This is a genomic window from Xenorhabdus mauleonii, from assembly GCF_900113945.1.
Lineage (GTDB): Bacteria > Pseudomonadota > Gammaproteobacteria > Enterobacterales > Enterobacteriaceae > Xenorhabdus > Xenorhabdus mauleonii.
Genome location: NZ_FORG01000009.1, coordinates 114372 through 132303, shown reverse-complemented (window position 1 = coordinate 132303; position 17932 = coordinate 114372). Strand labels below are relative to the sequence as shown.

Genomic DNA, 17932 nt, shown 5'->3' with positions numbered 1-17932 from the left:
GTCTAACAGAAAACTGAGCCAAAATTTATGCCATTTACTCTTGGTCAACGCTGGATAAGCGATACAGAAAGCGAACTTGGATTAGGAACTGTCGTCGCGCTTGATGCGCGCATGGTGACGTTACTTTTTCCTGCCAGCGGAGAAAACCGCCTTTACGCACGCAATGACTCCCCTATTACCCGTGTCATGTTTAATGTGGGTGATACTGTGACCAGTCACGAGGGCTGGAAAATCAAGGTCGATGACGTTCAGCAAGATAATGGCCTGCTGATCTACATCGGTACTCGTCTGGATACTGAAGAAGAAAATACCTGCCTGCGGGAAGTTTTTCTGGATAGCAAGCTGACGTTTAATAAACCGCAGGATCGTCTGTTTGCAGGTCAAATTGACCGCATGGATCGCTTTGCATTACGTTTTCGCGCCCGTAAACACCAAAGCGAGCAATTTCGCTTGGCGGAAAGCGGGCTACGTGGCATTCGTGCCAGCCTGATCCCCCACCAGCTTCACATTGCCAATGAAGTCGGCAAGCGTCACGCTCCCCGCGTGTTGCTGGCAGATGAGGTTGGTTTGGGTAAAACCATTGAAGCCGGCATGATTATCCACCAGCAATTGATGGCAGGACGTGCAGAGCGCGTATTGATTATCGTGCCTGACAGCCTGCAACACCAGTGGTTGGTGGAAATGCTGCGCCGCTTCAACTTGCGTTTTTCATTGTTTGATGATGGCCGCTATAGCGAAGCCCTTCATGACAGTGACAATCCATTTGAAACTGAGCAATTGGTTATCTGCTCTTTGGATTTTGTTCGTCGCAACAAGCAACGTTTCGAGCATTTGCTGGAAGCAAGTTGGGACTTGATGGTCGTGGATGAAGCTCACCATCTGGAATGGAGCGAGAAATCCCCAAGCCGCGAGTATCAAGTTATCGAACAATTGTCGGAGCAAATCCCTGCTGTCCTGCTACTGACTGCAACACCAGAACAGTTGGGACAGGAGAGCCACTTTGCCCGTCTGCGCCTGCTGGATCCAAGTCGTTTCCACGATTATCAGGCGTTTATAGATGAGCAACAGAAATATCGCCCTGTTGCAGATGCTGTTGCGTTGCTGCTGTCTGACAAAGCGTTGAGCAATGATCAACAAAATACCATTGTTGAGTTAATCAGCGAGCAAGATATCGAGCCTCTGCTGAAAGCGATAAACAGCCATCAGGATGAAGAGAGCAACAATGCTCGCCGTGAACTGGTCAGCATGCTGATGGATCGCCACGGCACCAGCCGTTTGCTGTTCCGTAATACCCGTTCTGGTGTGAAGGGTTTCCCGCATCGTGAACTGCACGAAATCAAATTGCCTTTGCCAGCCCAATATCAGACAGCCATAAAAGTGTCTGAGATCATGGGTGCCAAAAAGAGCGTAGAAGCACGCGCCAAAGATATGCTCTATCCTGAGCGGATCTATCAGGAATTCGAAGGTGAAAATGCCACATGGTGGAACTTCGATCCGCGCGTAGAATGGCTGATGGGCTTCCTGATGGCAAACCGTGACGAGAAAGTGCTGGTAATCTGCGCCAAGGCCGAAACCGCGTTGCAATTGGAACAGATTCTGCGTGAACGTGAAGGTATCCGCAGTGCGGTGTTCCACGAAGGTTTGTCCCTGTTGGAACGTGACCGCGCCGCAGCATACTTTGCCTCTGAAGAAGAAGGCGCCCAAGTGTTGCTGTGTTCTGAAATTGGTTCCGAAGGCCGTAACTTCCAGTTCGCCAATCAGCTCGTTATGTTTGATCTGCCGTTCAATCCTGATTTGCTGGAACAACGCATCGGTCGCTTGGATCGTATCGGCCAGAGCCGCGATATCAAAATCAGCGTGCCATACCTGGAAAACACAGCACAATCCATTCTTCTGAATTGGTATCATAAAGGTCTGGATGCTTTTGAGCATACCTGCCCGACGGGTCGTACCATCTATGACAAGTATTATGAAACGTTGCTGAATTACCTTGCCAAGCCAAATGAGCAAACGGATTTCAATGAATTTATCTCAGAGTGCCGCGAGCATCATGAACACCTCAAACAGCAATTGGAACAAGGCCGTGACCGTCTGCTGGAAATGAATTCCAACGGTGGGGAACAAGGCCAGAAACTGGCAGAGAAAATTGCAGCGCAAGATAATGATACTGATCTGGTGAATTTCGCCCTGAATTTGTTCGATATTGTCGGCATTAATCAGGAAGATCGCAGTGACAGCATTATTGCCCTGCATCCATCCGACCATATGCTGGTACCGGATTTCCCGGGATTGCCAAAAGATGGTTGCTCCGTCACATTCAAGCGTGAAAAAGCCCTGTCCCGCGAAGATACTCAATTCCTGAGCTGGGAACATCCAATCATTCGCAATGGCCTGGATTTAGTTCTGTCCGGGGATACTGGCAGTTGTGCGGTTTCCATCCTGAAAAACAAGGCACTGCCAGTTGGCACGCTGTTGGTTGAGTTAATTTATGTGGTTGAGGCGCAGGCTCCCAAGCATCTGCAATTGACCCGCTTCCTGCCTCCAACGCCAGTTCGCCTTTTGATGGATCTGAAAGGCACTGATTTGGCTCCTCAAGTGGAATTTGAAGGCTTTAACCGCCAGTTGAATGCCATCAATCGCCACAATGCCAGCAAGCTGGTCAATGCGGTACAGCAAGAAGTTCACACCGTTTTACAACAATCTGAACCTTTGATTGAAAAACAATCGCGTGAATTGATTGAAAAAGCGAAGAAAGAGGCTGATGAAGCCCTGTCAGCCGAGTTGTCACGTCTGGAAGCCCTGAGAGCGGTTAACCCGAATATTCGTGATGATGAGCTGGAAGCCATTCAATCCGAGCATAAAAACATTCTGCTCAATCTTGATCAGGCTAACTGGCGTTTGGATGCAATTCGATTGGTGGTAGTTTCCCACCAATAGGCCGCTTCCTATAAATTCCCGTAAATAGCCCGGCCAATATTAAAATCAGGGGCACTTTCTACAAGATGCCCCTGATTTATTCTCACACCCTCAGTCATATACTGATAGAATGCGCCCCGTCATTTTTCTGACCTGATTTATTTTTCCGACCCGATTTATTTGCAGACCCAATTGGAGCCACTCATGCTGGAGTCTTATAATCCCCCGACAGATCCTTGGTTATATGTGCTGTATCAAGATGAGCACATTATGGTTGTCAATAAGCCTAGCGGGCTACTTTCCGTGCCGGGTAAAGCTGAAGAGCACAAGGACAGTATCATGACTCGGGTACAGGCTGAGTTTCCAACTGCAGAATCCGTTCATCGATTGGATATGGCTACCAGCGGCATTATGGTTGTTGCCTTGACTAAAGCGGCCGAGCGGGAGCTGAAACGGCAGTTCCGTGAACGTGAACCGAAAAAAGTCTATATCGCGCGCGTCTGGGGAAAAATGGAGCAGGAAGAAGGATTAGTGGATTTACCGTTGATCTGTGACTGGCCAAACCGCCCTAAACAGAAAGTTTGTTTTGAAACCGGAAAATCAGCGCAAACTGAATACCAAGTATTGGAATATGAAGAACAGGCAACACGAGTCAGGCTGGCACCAATCACCGGGCGTTCACATCAGTTGCGCGTTCATATGCTGGCACTTGGCAACCCAATTTTGGGCGATCGGTTCTATGCCCATGCACAGGCAAGGGAATTGGCACCTCGCCTGCAATTGCACGCCCAAGAACTGTTCATTACGCATCCCGCTTATGGCACCCCGATGCATTTTGAATGCAAAGCCGATTTTTAGCAGGCGCTATTTGAAGCCTTTCTCTTTTTTAATCAAATCATAAGCGGCTTGGATGGATTGCGCCTTCTGTTTGGCAAGCTCCATCATTTCTGGTGGTAAACCTTTTGCCACCAGCTTGTCCGGGTGATGCTCACTCATCAGCTTCCGATAAGCCCGCTTGATGGTTGTGGCATCATCTTGTTCATTGACGCCCAAAACCTTGCAGGCATCTGCCAATGTTGCACGCGGCTGCCCATAACCTTGGTAGTTCCCGCGTTGTTGATAATGCCCGCCGGATTGATGCCCGTCAAAATGGCGGCCACCTTCCATCATGGCAAGAAATTGTTCAAACTGGACGCGGGAAATCCCCAGTTCTTCGGCAATGACAAAGAGAACTGTTCTTTCATTGGGATGAAGTTCACCGTCTGCGAATGCTGCCTGTAGCTGGATCTCCAAGAACATGCGGATAAGATCAAAACGGCCGAAGCAGGCACGCCTTAATTTCCGTAATGTTTCGCGCAGGGGAAACTCCGGTTGCTTGCCTTCACGAAATGCCCGTTGTGCAGATAAGCGCGCTTCGCCATGCAGCTGCATTCTGTCCATCAACTGGGAGGCAAGCTGAATATCGGTTTCCGTTACCCGGCCTTTGGCTTTGGTCAAATGCCCCAATACCTGAAAAGTACTGCGAAAAAACAGCGCTTGCCGGGTCGGGCCTTTTGTTTTCTCGTCGAAACGTTGACCTCGCGCCCTGACTTTGTCAAGTAAATGCCCCAGCAACACGCCAATCACAATCCCCCAGAACCCAGCCCCGGATGCAATACCAAATATTAATCCAAATAATTTTCCCCAATACTGCATATAGTCTTCAATTCCCCAATGCCCTGAGCGCAATTTTGCATTATCATACTATTCATTAAGCTCTGTGCCTAACAGCAAGATTAGCAAAGTTAAACTTTACGCTGGTACCTATATCTCAATTACGTTAGTCTCTGAGCGTTTGCCGGCACGATGCCACTGATGACGGAACCACATAAACATCTATGAATAAATGTTATCCCACTCTGCTGGCCACAATGGTATGGGCAGCACTTTACAGTCAGCAGGCACATGCTGACCTTGCAAGACAATGCATGCTAGGTATCCCTGTTTACGATAAGCCCATTATCGCAGGGGATCCCAACAAAATGCCCGTTCACATTAAATCCGATGATACTCACGGGGAATATCCCAGTGCCGTTGAGTTCGTTGGTAATGTTGATATCCAACAGGGCAATAAAACGCTGACAGCCGATAAAGTACGGCTCGAACAATCAGAAGATAAAGAACCCATCCGTACCGTTACCGCAACAGGTAATGTCAGTTATGATGACCCGCAAATTATTTTAAAAGGGCCACGTGCCTGGGCTAATCTAAATAATAAAGATGCGGATGTGGAACAAGGCGACTATCAGATGGTTGGCCGTCAGGGACGCGGTAGCGCAGATAAGATGATGTTGCGTGATGAAAACCGCTACACCATTTTGAATAATGGGATATTCACTTCATGTTTGCCGGGCAACGATAGCTGGAGTGTTGTGGGTTCCGAAGTCATCCTCGACCGTGAAGAAGAAGTGGCGGAAATCTGGAACGCCCGTTTCCGGATTGCCAATGTGCCTGTGTTTTATAGCCCATACTTGCAGTTGCCCATTGGCGATAAACGCCGATCTGGTTTCTTGCTCCCCAATGCCAGTTTCTCCAACAAAGACGGTTTCCAATTCCAACTGCCTTATTACTGGAATATCGCGCCGAACTATGATGCCACGATTACTCCGCATCTTATTACCAAGCGCGGCTTGAAGCTGGATAATGAATTCCGTTATTTAACCAAAGCCGGTGCCGGTACTATCGCGCTGGACTGGATTGGCCATGACCGCCTGTATGCCGATGACAAAAAACTCAACATAAGGCCAGCACGCGATAGCGATAACCGCTGGTTATTCTATTGGAATCACAGTGGGGTAATGGATCAAGTCTGGCGTTTCAGTGTTGACTATACCAAAGTCAGTGATCCCAATTATTTCAGTGATTTTTCTTCACAGTATGGCTCCAGTACTGATGGCTACGCCAGCCAGAAATTCAGCCTCGGCTATGCGCAAGCAAACTGGGATGCGACGTTATCCACCAAACAGTTCCAGATTTTTACAGCGAGCGATAGCAGAAAAGCATATCGGGCCACGCCTCAGTTAGATCTCAATTACTATAAAAATGATTTAGGGCCATTTGATTTCCACACTTATGCTCAGATAGCTAAATTTACCAGTGTTGGTAACAAATGGCCGGATGCAACGCGTTGGCATTTAGAGCCTTCTGTTAACTTGCCACTCTCCAATGGTTGGGCCAGCATCAATAATGAACTTAAGTTGATGGCAACCCACTACGAGCAGGATATTTCTACGGAGGCCAAAAATAACAACCCTCTGCTGGAAAAATCCGTTAACCGTGCTTTGCCTGTATTTAAATCAGACGCAACTATGGTGTTTGAACGCGCCATGTACCTGAATAAAGATTATACCCAGACGCTGGAGCCTCGCGTTCAATACCTTTATGTTCCTTATAAGAATCAAGATAACATTAATAACTTTGATTCATCTTTGCTGCAAACAAACTATACCGGATTGTTCCGTGACCGCTTCTACAGTGGATTGGACAGAGTTTCTTCAGCCAATCAATTTACGTCTGGCATAACAACCCGAATTTATGATGAAGAATTAGTTGAACGTTTTAACCTTTCCATAGGTCAAATCTACTACTTTGAGCCACCACGTGTCGGAGACAAAGGCCCCAATCCAAACGGCAGGGATCTTATCCGCAACAAAAAAGGCACAGGCCCCACGACTTGGGCCGGAGATGCATATTGGAGAATCAATGACTCCTGGGGACTCAAGGGCGGGATGCAATATAATAACCGCCTGAACAGCATAACAATGGGTAATGCGATATTGGAATACCGTCGTGATGCTGATCGTCTGTTGCAGTTGAATTACCGTTTTGTTGACCGTGATTATATTCAATCCACACTCGGAACATTGCCAGAATACCAACAAGGTATTTCTCAAGTCGGTATGGTAGCCAGCTGGCCTTTATCAGAACGCTGGGCGTTTGTCGGCGCGTATTACTACGATACCAAGGAGAAGCAACCGGCAAACCAAATGCTCGGGGTGCAATACAATACCTGTTGCTGGGCGGTCAATGTGGGCTATGAGCGCAAGATAGACAACTGGAGATTCGGCAGCAGTCAATATGACAATAAATGGTCATTCAACGTTGAACTTCGTGGCTTAAGTAACAATCATAGTTTGGGTAGCCAGAAAATGTTGCAGCAAGGTATTCTTCCGTACCAACGTGCATTCTGATATCGATAGACACGGTGTCAAAAACACACAATGTAAACACACTAACCCCGCCAAGGCGGGATTAATAATGATGGGAAATGTATGAAGAACTGGAGATCGCTCATTCTCGGATTGATGTTTTCAGTAAGCTCGGTTGCCACGGCAGCACCACAAGAACTCAACAAGGTCGCTGCTGTCGTTAACAATGATGTCATACTGGAAAGCGACGTCAGAAGCCTCTTACAATCAGTTAAACTCAATGCAAAACATGCAGGGCAGCAGATACCGGATGAGGCAACATTACGTCATCAGATCCTTGAGCGCCTGATTACGGATGACATCATCCTGCAAATGGCAAAGCAAATGCAGATTACTATTCCGGATCAAGCCGTGGAATCTGCGATTACGGATATCGCTGCTCAAAACCACATGTCTATTGCACAGTTGAAGCAGAATCTGACTACAGATGGTATTAGCTTTGATAGCTATCGCAATCAAATTCGCAAGGAAATGATGATTGCGGAAGTACGCAATAATGAAGTCCGCCGCCGTATTTCTATCCTGCCGCAGGAAGTTGACTCACTGGCCAATCAGATCAGTGGCCAGAGCAATCTGGATACCGATCTCAATATCAGCCATATCTTGATACCTCTGCCAGAAAACCCAACCCAAGAGCAGCTTGAAAAATCTGAGGCGACGGTGAAGAAGATTTTGTCTGAGCTCAAAAATGGTGCAGATTTCGGTAAACTGGCCATCGCTTATTCCGGTGATACCCAAGCCCTGAAAGGGGGCAACATGGGCTGGAGCAAGCTACAGGAATTGCCATCTCTGTTTGCTGAACAGCTTAAGTCTGCCCACAAGGGGCAGGTTATTGGCCCAATCCGCTCCGGTGTCGGTTTCCATATCCTCAAAGTAAACGATATTCGCGGCGGTCGTGCATCGACTTCAGTTACCGAAGTGGATGCCCGTCATATCCTGCTGAAAACCTCGCCTGTTATGGACGATGAGCTGGCTCGTACTGAGCTGACACAACTCAGAGAAGAGATCTTAAGCGGTAAAACTACATTTGAAAAAGCAGCAAAAGAGTATTCTGAAGATCCCGGTTCAGCCATGCGTGGCGGAGAATTGGGCTGGAATTTGCCAACGGCTTATGACCCTGCTTTCCGTGATGCGTTGATGAAGTTGGAAAAAGGTGAGATCAGTCAACCAATTCACTCCTCTTTCGGCTGGCATTTGATTCAACTGATTGATACCCGTAAAGTTGACAAAACTGATGCGGCAGAGAAAGATCGCGCTTACCGTCTGCTATTCAACCGTAAATTCAATGAAGAAGCACAAAACTGGATGCAGGAATTACGCGCCTCCGCTTATGTGAAAATTTTAGATGGCAGCAATGCAAAACAATAAACCTATCGTTATCACCCCCGGCGAACCAGCCGGGGTTGGCCCTGATTTAGTTATTGCCCTCGCCCAAAAAGAGTGGCCCATTCAATTGGTTGTTTGCGCTGATCCCGATTTGATGCTTTCACGAGCCAAGCAACTGAATTTACCCTTACAACTACAGCCTTATTCTCCTGAACATATCTCATCCTCTCAGGCTGCCGGAACGTTGACTATCCTGCCTGTTCACCTCCAATCTCCCGCCATTGTGGGTGAGTTGAACCGAGAAAATGGTATTTATGTCACGGAAACACTGGCGAAAGCTTGCGATGGTTGTTTGAATGGGGAATTTTCCGCTTTGGTAACAGGCCCGGTACATAAAGGGGTCATCAATGATGCCGGCGTTCCTTTTACCGGGCACACGGAGTTTTTTGCGGATCACAGCCAGTGCTCAAGAGTCGTCATGATGCTGGCAACAGAAGAGTTGCGGGTCGCACTGGCAACGACACATCTGCCTCTCTTGGATGTGCCCAAAGCAATCACGTTTGATTCCTTGCGGGAAGTTGTCACCATCCTCAATCATGATTTGAAAACCAAGTTTGGCATTCCCCGCCCCCATATTTATGTCTGTGGCCTGAATCCCCATGCCGGTGAAGGCGGGCATATGGGGCATGAAGAAATTGATGTGATCATTCCTGCATTGGAGAGTCTGCGGGCAGAAGGTATATGGCTGGAAGGGCCATTGCCGGCAGATACCCTGTTCCAGCCCAAATATTTGGATAATGCTGACGCGGTGCTTTCAATGTATCATGATCAAGGGCTACCCGTGTTAAAATACCAGGGTTTTGGCAGAGCAGTGAATATCACTCTCGGCCTGCCATTTATCCGAACTTCTGTCGATCATGGCACAGCATTAGAGCTGGCGGGGACAGGTCAAGCTGATGTGGGTAGTTTTATTACCGCATTAAATCTAGCAATTAAAATGATACAAAACAGTAATGAACAATAAAGTCCATCAAGGGCACCACGCCCGTAAACGCTTCGGGCAAAACTTTTTAACCGATCAGTTTATTATTGATAGCATTGTCGATGCAATGAACCCACAGGTGGGTCAAGCCGTTGTGGAAATTGGCCCAGGTCTGGGTGCACTAACTGAACCAGTTGGTGAGCGCATGGATAAAATGACTGTCGTAGAACTTGACCGTGATTTGGCAGCTCGTCTGCATGTCCACCCTAAGTTGAAAGATAAGCTGACAATCATTCAGCAAGATGCAATGACGGTTGATTTTGGTCAGATAGCCAAAGAGTACGGACAGCCGCTGCGGGTATTTGGTAATTTACCTTATAACATTTCTACCCCGCTGATGTTCCATCTTTTCAGCTATACTGATGCTATCGCTGACATGAACTTTATGCTGCAAAAAGAAGTAGTTAATCGTCTTGTCGCGGGGCCGGGCAGCAAAGCATACGGGCGTTTGACTGTAATGGCGCAGTACTACTGCCATGTCATTCCTATTCTGGAAGTGCCACCGACAGCATTTACGCCAGCGCCAAAAGTGGATTCAGCCATTGTGCGCCTGATCCCACACAAGGTTATACCTAATCCGGTTCATGACATTCGTGTGTTAGCCCGCATTACAACTCAGGCATTTAACCAGCGCCGAAAAACTATCCGAAATAGTCTTGGGAATATTTTTTCTGCTGAACAGTTATCGGAATTGGGCATTGAACCCAGCACTCGGGCTGAAAATATCTCTGTCGAGCAATACTGTAAAATGGCAAATTGGCTATCATCACACCCTGAAGTTGCCGGGAACCAATAAACGCCGTAACAGCAACAGGAGGCTACCATGCTCAACGAACCAAGAATTAATATTCAAGTACAAAGTACTTATGTAGAAGACCAATCACAGCCGGAACAACAACGTTTTGTGTTTGCTTATACGATATCGATTCGTAATCTTGGGCATTCTCCCGTACAGCTCATTAGCCGTTACTGGCGTATAACCAACAGTGATGGTCATCAAACAGAGGTTCAGGGGGAAGGGGTTGTGGGAAAGCAACCTTTGATCCCGCCCGGAACAGAATATCGCTATAGCAGTGGGGCAATTTTGGAAACGCCTTTGGGTACAATGGAAGGCCACTATGAAATGATTGATCATGATGGCCGCTCGTTTCGTGTTGCCATTCCCGTATTCCGACTCGCTATTCCAACACTGATAAACTAACTTATGGCTACATATCTTATCGGCGACATTCACGGCTGTTATCGTGAATTTCTCGCCTTATTAGAGCAAGTCGATTTTAATCCTGATAAAGATACATTGTGGCTAACGGGTGATTTGATCGCCCGTGGCCCCGATTCACTGGCTGTGCTTCGTCATGTCAAACAACTGGGTTCTGCGGTTAAATTGGTACTGGGGAATCATGACTTACATCTGCTGGCGGTTTACGCAAAAATCAGCCGGAATAAGCCGAAAGACTTATTGGATGAGTTACTCGCGGCACCCGATATTGATGAATTGATAAATTGGCTGAGAAAACAGCCGATGTTGCAAATAGATGATGATTTGAAGCTGGTTATGGCACATGCAGGGCTGACTCCACAATGGGATTTGGAAACAGCCAGAATGTGCGCCCATGAAGTGGAAAACATCCTTTGCAGCGACAGCTATCCCCTGTTTCTCGATGAAATGTATGGGGACATGCCGAATAACTGGTCTCCCGAATTAAGTGGGCTGGCGCGCCTGCGTTACAGTACCAATGCACTGACTCGAATGCGTTACTGTTTTCCCAATGGTCAGTTGGATATGATCTGTAAATCTAAGCCCGAAAAAGCCCCCGCCCCTTTGAAACCCTGGTTCGAATTACCACGCAAGATCCCCGAAGATTACTCCATCGTATTTGGTCACTGGGCTGCTCTGGAAGGTCAGGGAACACCCGCGGGCATTTATGCTTTGGATACGGGCTGCTGTTGGGGAGGTGAATTAACGATGCTGCGTTGGGAAGATAAACAGTATTTTCGTCAACCGGCACTGATCAAGAAATCCTGACAATGACTTCTGGGCGGATTTCTGAGCAATAACCTTTGATCAATAGCACTTGAACAATAACTACGGAGTGAGTTGTAACACTCCGTAGTGATGTAATATCCGAATCACTCTCGGCGTTCTAAAATCTCAAAACAGTAGCCATGTGAGTTGGTTTCATCTGCATCGTGATATTCAGTAAAAACAGAATTCCACTCATCAGGCTCATAATCAGGGAAATGAGTGTCGCCAATAACTTCTGCATCAATGTGAGTCAGATACATCCGGTTGGCCAGAGGAATAAACTGCTCATAAATTTTTCCTCCCCCCATCACCATAATTTCTTCAGCGTCCCCGGCTGCCGCCAAAGCCGCTTCAATGGTGTTGACCCAAGTGACCTGTTCATCACCTGCAGGCTGACTGCTGATCACAATATTCAGTCGTCCCGGCAGAGGCCGGCCAATTGACTCATAAGTAACTCGCCCCATGATAACTGGCTTTCCGAGTGTATTACGTTTAAACCAGGCTAAATCACCTGGCAGAGTCCACGGCATGGCGTTTTCCATACCAATAACTCGATCCATAGCCATCGCAGCAATCAAGCTGATATTCATTAAATCACCTTACGGGCAAGTAGTATGAAAATTTGACACTATACGGAAAGGGCAACTCTCAGTCGATAAGATTAGCAATTTATTCAGAACAAATAGTTAATTTGTGTATGAATTGTTAAACAATCCTTTGTTTATCAATTCATTATTCAACAAATAACACTCCAAACAATAGCTTCATCTTATTTGCTGATTATCATAGAAGCCTGCTGGATTGATCAGCAATTGCCCAGCAACGCCACGATCTGCCATTTCTAATATTTGACTGTAGTACATGAAAGGGAAATGTTCATAAGATGGCTGCATCATATTCACCAATAACTCAGCCCGCTCTTCGATCCAGAGAGTATCTTTCCAGCCATAATCCTGAGGCTCCGGGCGATTTCCATTCAGGCTGATTACCTTGAATCTTACTCCTTCAATATGGAAAGGCTGAGGAACCGATGTTGTGATTATCCAACGCTCCCATGTGCCTTGCTGACTGGTAATATCGATCCGATTGTCATTCAGCAATGTGCCATTGATGCCTTGCGAAGCGTCCCCCAGTGAAAGCTGACGGCTTCGAATAGAGGAACTGATTTGCGGGTTATCAACCACAAGCTGAGCCGGTAATTGATCTGTGGCCAAAGGGAGTAAGCCTGAAGCCTTCAATGTCAGAACCGTCGTTGACAATAATTTGGTCGAAGGCTCAAACAGCCCTTTCAGACGATCCATGACACCGGCAGACTCTCCTGCCGTAATGGTAACATTTTCCACTTTGGACATATCAACCAAAACCTCGCGGCGCTCTCCCGGCGCCAGCGACAATTGCTGCACAGCCACCGGCGCAGGCAATAAGCCTTGGTCAGTCCCAACCATATAAAAGGGCCGGCCGTCACTCAGTTGCAATTGATAGCGACGGGCATTGGAAGCATTGAGTAAACGCAACCGAACCCAACCTCTGGCGACTTCCACAAAAGGGTTTTCAACACCATTAACAACCAACGTGTTTCCCAGAAAGCCTTGATTGGCGGGTGGGTTATATTCCGGTACGCCAAAATTATCCAATCGCTTGTCCTGCAAAATGACAGGAAAATCATCGACCCCATAATTTTTCGGCAAAGGCAAACTGCGGCTGTTTTCATCTTCCACCAGCCACATACCTGCCAACCCTGCATATACATGTTGCGCCATGCGATTTGGTGTATTGGCGTGATACCAACAAGTTGTTGCAGGCTGATCGATTGGAATCACCGGTGACCAGTTTTCTCCCGGCGACATCAAGCGTGATGAGCCGCCCATCAACGTTCCAGGCACCAGTAAGCCACCCACGGTCATGGCAACATCTTCAGAGAGGCGATTGCTGTATATCAGTTTGACATCATCTCCCCGGCGAACCCGAATAGTTGGCCCCAGATAATGTCCGTTGATGCCCCAAACCTGGGCTTTATTTTGGCCATTGAATGACCAATGGGCTTTTTGTATAGATAGAAACAGTGGTCGCCCACCTCGGGATTCCAATAAGGGAGGAACGGGTAGCTTGGTTTGTTGGCTTTTATTAGCCCGAACCGCAAAAGGAATTGCCCCTAAACACATTGCCAAACCAGATGCCTGAATAAACTGGCGCCGACTCAGTGACATACATTCTCCACAGCAGGGATAATATTCACGACAAAAGACAAAAACAGCAACACCAATGATTGCTAGTCTAGACGCAAACACTACACAATGACTGCATAATTCAAATAATTACTGGGATGGAACCCTCAATAATAGCAATTGGGGTTTAATATTCTATCGATTGCGTTTAATAAAAACGGTAATTTATTAAACGCAATCATATCGCGAATGGGAAATAAATTCTAAAACTATCTTAAATTTATCCAGTGCGCTTTATATCTCAGACCTTCAGATTATCGGTATCGACGTATCACACATCACCAAATTGACCTAATGTATACTCCGCAAATTGGGGTAGTTCTTCCACTGAGTATTCTGACAATAATTGAAGTGTATTTGCCTACCATTCCGGCAATATATTGCCGGGAAACATTCCCATCGCCGTCCTTAATAACATCATATTTTCACTTCATTTCACTTGCGCAGTGAACATTCATTTCTATCCATGCCTGTTTTGGCAGTACCCGTTATGGAATTTTCCTTTCCTTGCTCAGTCCACTCACATCAACGCAAGAGATTGCGGGACATATTGCTCATCCTTGCGTTTAAACGTCGGGGGAACTTGCCTGCTATTTAGAGTTAAAGAAATTATTAAATATCGTTTTCATATTAATAACTACCCGTGATTTATGAGATGCCCGTGGCAAGAAACAAAAAAGTGTTGAATATTCCTTGACCATCTATATCAAAATTTATTATACCCTATTCAATAAACATTATTTAATTCCTTATATTGAAAAATTTTTCTTTTGAAAACATTGAGTTTCAAATGATTTTCCTTGAAAAAATTACTTGCGAAAACATTTCAGTTGAAAGTGTTAATTTTGAAAATATTTCAATTGAACTCATTGTTTTTAAATAAATTTAAATTGAAAAAGTTTCATTTGAAAAAATAACTAAAAATACGAACGAAATTCGATGAGCTGAAAGTAAGCTGCTTCATTGTTTTTGAAATATTTCAGTGACTCGCCGAGGGAATGACGAGTGCTGTGTTGCCGTGTACAAACCGACTCTTTTGGCAAATGAAGAGCGGGCGCTGAACATGCTTCGCTGTGATTTCCTTTGCACCAGAGCTATCTGGCGCCGGAAAGAAGAACAGAAAACCAAGCGTTTTATTTGGTTAATTCTGGCAGGGCTTATTTTTCTTTGTGTGGGCTGGGTGGAGTCATCCCCTCAAAAAATCATGAGGGTGATTCCTGTATGTTACTAACTCCCCGATTCAGGGGTGTCGAGGTGAATATGCAAATCTCTCGGAGAAAATTGCTGTTAGGGCTTGGTGCTGCTGGTGTATTGGCAGGTGGAGCTTCGGCTTTAGTGCCAATGATTCGTCGTGAAGGTACGTTTATTGTCACCAAATCCAGAGCATTGCCAGTGGATGGCACAGTTGAAGAGTTACCGAAAGAATCTGATGTCGTCATCATTGGCGGCGGTATTCAAGGTGTTCTGACAGCGATTAATCTCGCAGAAAGAGGTATGAGCGTTACCCTGTTTGAAAAAGGTGACATCGCAGGAGAACAATCCGGGCGCGCTTACAGTCAAATCATCAGCTACAAAACCCCCCCTGAAGTCTTTCCGATGCATCACTATGGCAAAATGCTGTGGCGTGGAATGAACGAAAAGATCGGGGATGATACCAGCTATCGAACGCAGGGACGGGTTGAAGTTCCGTCGAGTGAAGAAGATCTGGCGAATGCCATCGCTTGGGTTAAATCCGCCCAACATTATGACGATTTCGGTACACCTTTGGAAACCCGATTAATTGAAGGCAAGGAGCTGGCTCAACGTCTATCCGGCGCTAAAACGCCGTGGAAAATTGCCGGTTTTGAAGAGGATTCCGGCAGTGTTGATCCCGAAACTGGCGTGCCTGTTTTAGCGAAGTACGCCATGAAGATCGGCGTCAAAATTTTCACCCACTGCGCCGTACGTGGTATCGAAACATCTGGTGGAAAAGTGTCCGACGTTGTCACCGAAAGGGGGAGTGTCAAAACATCTTCCGTTGTGCTGGCAACGGGTATCTGGTCAAGGCTTTTCATGGGTAACCTTGGCGTGAATATTCCAACACTGGATGTCTATCTGTCACAACAACGTGTTTCCGGCGTACCCGGCGCACCTCATGGCAACGTTCATCTACCGACCGGCATTCATTTCCGCGAGCAAGCAGACGGAACCTATGCCGTAGCGCCGAGAATTTTCACCAGTTCCATCGTGAAAGACAGTTTCCTTCTGGGGCCGAAATTCGTTCATTTGCTGAGTGGTGACGAGCTACCACTCTATTTCTCGCTAGGTAAAGATCTGTTCAATTCTTTCAAAATGCCTACTCAGTGGAAGTTGGATGAAATCTCGCCATTTGAAACTCACCGTATTGTAACGGCAACGCAAAGCAATGCGCACTTGGATGCGGTATTTGAGCTTATGAAAGCTGAATTTCCCGTGTTCCAAAATTCTAAAGTTGTCGAACGATGGGGGGCGATAGTAAGCCCAGCTCCAGACGAGCTTCCGATCATTTCGGAAGTGAAGGAATATCCGGGGCTTGTCATTAACACGGCAACGATTTGGGGTATGACTGAAGGGCCAGCAGCTTCAGAAATTACGGCCGATATCGTCATGGGCAAAAAGCCAGTCATTGACCCGACACCATTCAGTCTCTCGCGTTTCAATTCGTAAATAGGGGGTATTATGCGTTTAAAAAACATGTTGTTCGTTATTCCATTCGTTTGGGGTGTTGCCAACGCTGAAGGTGTTCGTTACCACAAACTGGAAGGTATGCCGATCGCCGAATCTGTGGAAGTCAGCAGCAACAAAGCCATTGTTTTCCTCAGCGGAAAAGTCCCGACGAAAATCGCGAAAGATGCACCTGAAGGCGTTCTGGCTTCATATGGTGATACCAAAGCACAGACCATTAATGTGCTAGCACAGATCCAAAGCCATCTAGGTAAAATCGGGCTGGAAATGAAAGATGTCGTCAAAATGCAGGTGTTTTTGGTCGGCGGCGATGAAACTAACGGCAATATGGACTTCAAAGGTTTTATGGCCGGTTATTCCCAGTTCTTCAACGAAAAGAACACCGACAAACTTCCGGCCCGCACTACTGTTCAGGTGGCAAAGCTGGCTAACCCGGCATGGCGTGTTGAGATCGAAGTGACGGCTGTTCGTCCTGATTGACGCAACGTCAACGAAATCAGTAAAGGTATCCTCTCTATACCACAACAGTCGTTAATTGGTCTGAATTCGGCATTCTTACCGGATTCAGGCTTTTTCGTTTTATCTTAATTTAAGAGAAAAAATTTAACGATTTTCGTCATTTTGACGCCATTCCATTATTTTTTCTTGTTCAACTCGCTGGCTTCTTTATCCAACTCTTCGATTTTGTTTTGCATCAATTGCCGACAATGCTCCGCCAATTCACGAACCTGCGCTTTGGTGTACTTTGTCGTATCAATCGGCGGCAACATTTCGACAATCACCGTGCCATTATTCCAGCGGTTAAGTTTTATATTGCCGTGTGTTGAAGAAGCACAAACAGGCACGATGGGTACGCCTGCCGTAATAGCCGCGTGGAAAGCGCCGGTTTTGAATGGCAGTAAGCCTCGGCCCCGGCTGCGATTTCCTTCGGGGAACATCCAGACTGAAATTTGGTGTTTTTTGATCTGCTCGACAACCTGTGCAATTGTACCGTGCGCTTTTGTCCAGTTGCTTCTATCAATCAGAATGTTGCCTGTCAGCCAATAAATCTGACCAAAGAAAGGAATAAATGCCAGGCTTTTTTTGCCAACTGTCACTGTGCGTGGCTGCACTGCATTCGACATGATTATCATATCGAAATTATTTTGGTGGTTGCCGATATAAATACTGGGGCCATACTGGCGGGCATCGGCTGGGATGCGTTCCAGCAGCTTAATGCCGAATAGCTTGCGCAATTTGCCAAATATGCGGCCAAAAGTCATCACATGGCATGGATTGCGTGGGCTGAATAAGCAGTAAATACCGCCGAAGATAAAGACCAGGACAGTAAACAAAATAACAATAATTCCACGAATGATCGCGAGCATAGTTGCCTCTTGCAGAGTAGGCCAGTACAAACTGGCCTACATATAATGACCATAACCCCATGATTTTCCAAGTTGTGGCC

Annotated in this window: 14 protein-coding genes; 10 read left to right on the top strand and 4 right to left on the bottom strand. The window is 46.6% G+C overall.

Annotated elements, in window-relative coordinates; all coding sequences use genetic code 11:
• Positions 1 to 27: 27 nt before the first annotated feature.
• Positions 28 to 2937 (top strand): RNA polymerase-associated protein RapA, encoded by a 2910-nt coding sequence (rapA, locus tag BM100_RS10900; protein ID WP_092510811.1) that lies wholly within the window; start codon positions 28 to 30, stop codon positions 2935 to 2937.
• 183 nt (positions 2938 to 3120) lie between these two features.
• On the top strand, positions 3121 to 3774 hold the full coding sequence (gene rluA, locus BM100_RS10895) for a bifunctional tRNA pseudouridine(32) synthase/23S rRNA pseudouridine(746) synthase RluA (protein ID WP_092510809.1): 654 nt from the start codon (positions 3121 to 3123) through the stop codon (positions 3772 to 3774).
• 6 nt (positions 3775 to 3780) lie between these two features.
• Here the strand turns inward: rluA and djlA are convergent, their stop codons facing one another.
• Entirely contained in the window at positions 3781 to 4611 is an 831-nt protein-coding gene (gene djlA, locus BM100_RS10890; protein WP_092510807.1) for a co-chaperone DjlA, read from the bottom strand.
• Between the two features lie 182 nt (positions 4612 to 4793).
• Here djlA and lptD point away from each other — a divergent pair, with 182 nt between their 5' ends.
• The 6 genes from lptD to apaH all read left to right on the top strand — a co-directional run bounded on the left by lptD (position 4794) and on the right by apaH (position 11557).
• The gene (gene lptD / locus BM100_RS10885; protein ID WP_092510805.1) at positions 4794 to 7145 is read left to right on the top strand and encodes an LPS assembly protein LptD; all 2352 of its coding nucleotides are present in this window, start codon (positions 4794 to 4796) and stop codon (positions 7143 to 7145) included.
• A gap of 81 nt (positions 7146 to 7226) precedes the next feature.
• Positions 7227 to 8531: a peptidylprolyl isomerase SurA gene (gene surA / locus BM100_RS10880; RefSeq protein ID WP_092510803.1), complete on the top strand. Its 1305-nt coding sequence runs from the start codon at positions 7227 to 7229 to the stop codon at positions 8529 to 8531.
• Positions 8509 to 9513 carry a 4-hydroxythreonine-4-phosphate dehydrogenase PdxA gene (gene pdxA / locus BM100_RS10875; protein ID WP_092510801.1) on the top strand — a complete coding sequence of 335 codons (1005 nt, stop codon included), beginning with the start codon at positions 8509 to 8511 and terminating at the stop codon, positions 9511 to 9513. Before surA ends, pdxA begins: the two co-directional genes overlap by 23 nt.
• Positions 9503 to 10327 carry a 16S rRNA (adenine(1518)-N(6)/adenine(1519)-N(6))-dimethyltransferase RsmA gene (gene rsmA / locus BM100_RS10870; RefSeq protein ID WP_092510799.1) on the top strand — a complete coding sequence of 275 codons (825 nt, stop codon included), beginning with the start codon at positions 9503 to 9505 and terminating at the stop codon, positions 10325 to 10327. The genes pdxA and rsmA overlap by 11 nt, the downstream gene beginning before the upstream one ends.
• Before the next feature lie 27 nt (positions 10328 to 10354).
• A complete protein-coding gene (gene apaG, locus BM100_RS10865; RefSeq protein WP_092510797.1) occupies positions 10355 to 10732 on the top strand; it encodes a Co2+/Mg2+ efflux protein ApaG in 378 nt (125 codons plus the stop codon).
• A gap of 3 nt (positions 10733 to 10735) precedes the next feature.
• Positions 10736 to 11557 (top strand): bis(5'-nucleosyl)-tetraphosphatase (symmetrical) ApaH, encoded by an 822-nt coding sequence (apaH, locus tag BM100_RS10860; protein WP_092510795.1) that lies wholly within the window; start codon positions 10736 to 10738, stop codon positions 11555 to 11557.
• Positions 11558 to 11661: 104 nt separating this feature from the next.
• Here the strand turns inward: apaH and folA are convergent, their stop codons facing one another.
• Together folA and ftsP are read right to left on the bottom strand one after the other, a co-directional pair.
• Positions 11662 to 12147 carry a type 3 dihydrofolate reductase gene (gene folA, locus BM100_RS10855; RefSeq protein ID WP_092510794.1) on the bottom strand — a complete coding sequence of 162 codons (486 nt, stop codon included), beginning with the start codon at positions 12145 to 12147 and terminating at the stop codon, positions 11662 to 11664.
• Positions 12148 to 12321: 174 nt separating this feature from the next.
• Entirely contained in the window at positions 12322 to 13764 is a 1443-nt protein-coding gene (gene ftsP / locus BM100_RS10850) for a cell division protein FtsP (RefSeq protein WP_092510792.1), read from the bottom strand.
• Positions 13765 to 15042: 1278 nt separating this feature from the next.
• On the opposite strand from ftsP, the gene BM100_RS10840 reads away from it, so the two are divergent.
• Positions 15043 to 16467 (top strand): NAD(P)/FAD-dependent oxidoreductase, encoded by a 1425-nt coding sequence (locus BM100_RS10840; protein ID WP_092510889.1) that lies wholly within the window; start codon positions 15043 to 15045, stop codon positions 16465 to 16467.
• Positions 16468 to 16479: 12 nt separating this feature from the next.
• The gene (locus tag BM100_RS10835) at positions 16480 to 16965 is read left to right on the top strand and encodes a RidA family protein (protein ID WP_092510788.1); all 486 of its coding nucleotides are present in this window, start codon (positions 16480 to 16482) and stop codon (positions 16963 to 16965) included.
• 155 nt (positions 16966 to 17120) lie between these two features.
• Here BM100_RS10835 and BM100_RS10830 read toward each other — a convergent pair whose 3' ends face one another.
• Entirely contained in the window at positions 17121 to 17852 is a 732-nt protein-coding gene (locus BM100_RS10830) for a 1-acylglycerol-3-phosphate O-acyltransferase (protein WP_092510786.1), read from the bottom strand.
• Positions 17853 to 17932 lie beyond the last annotated feature (80 nt).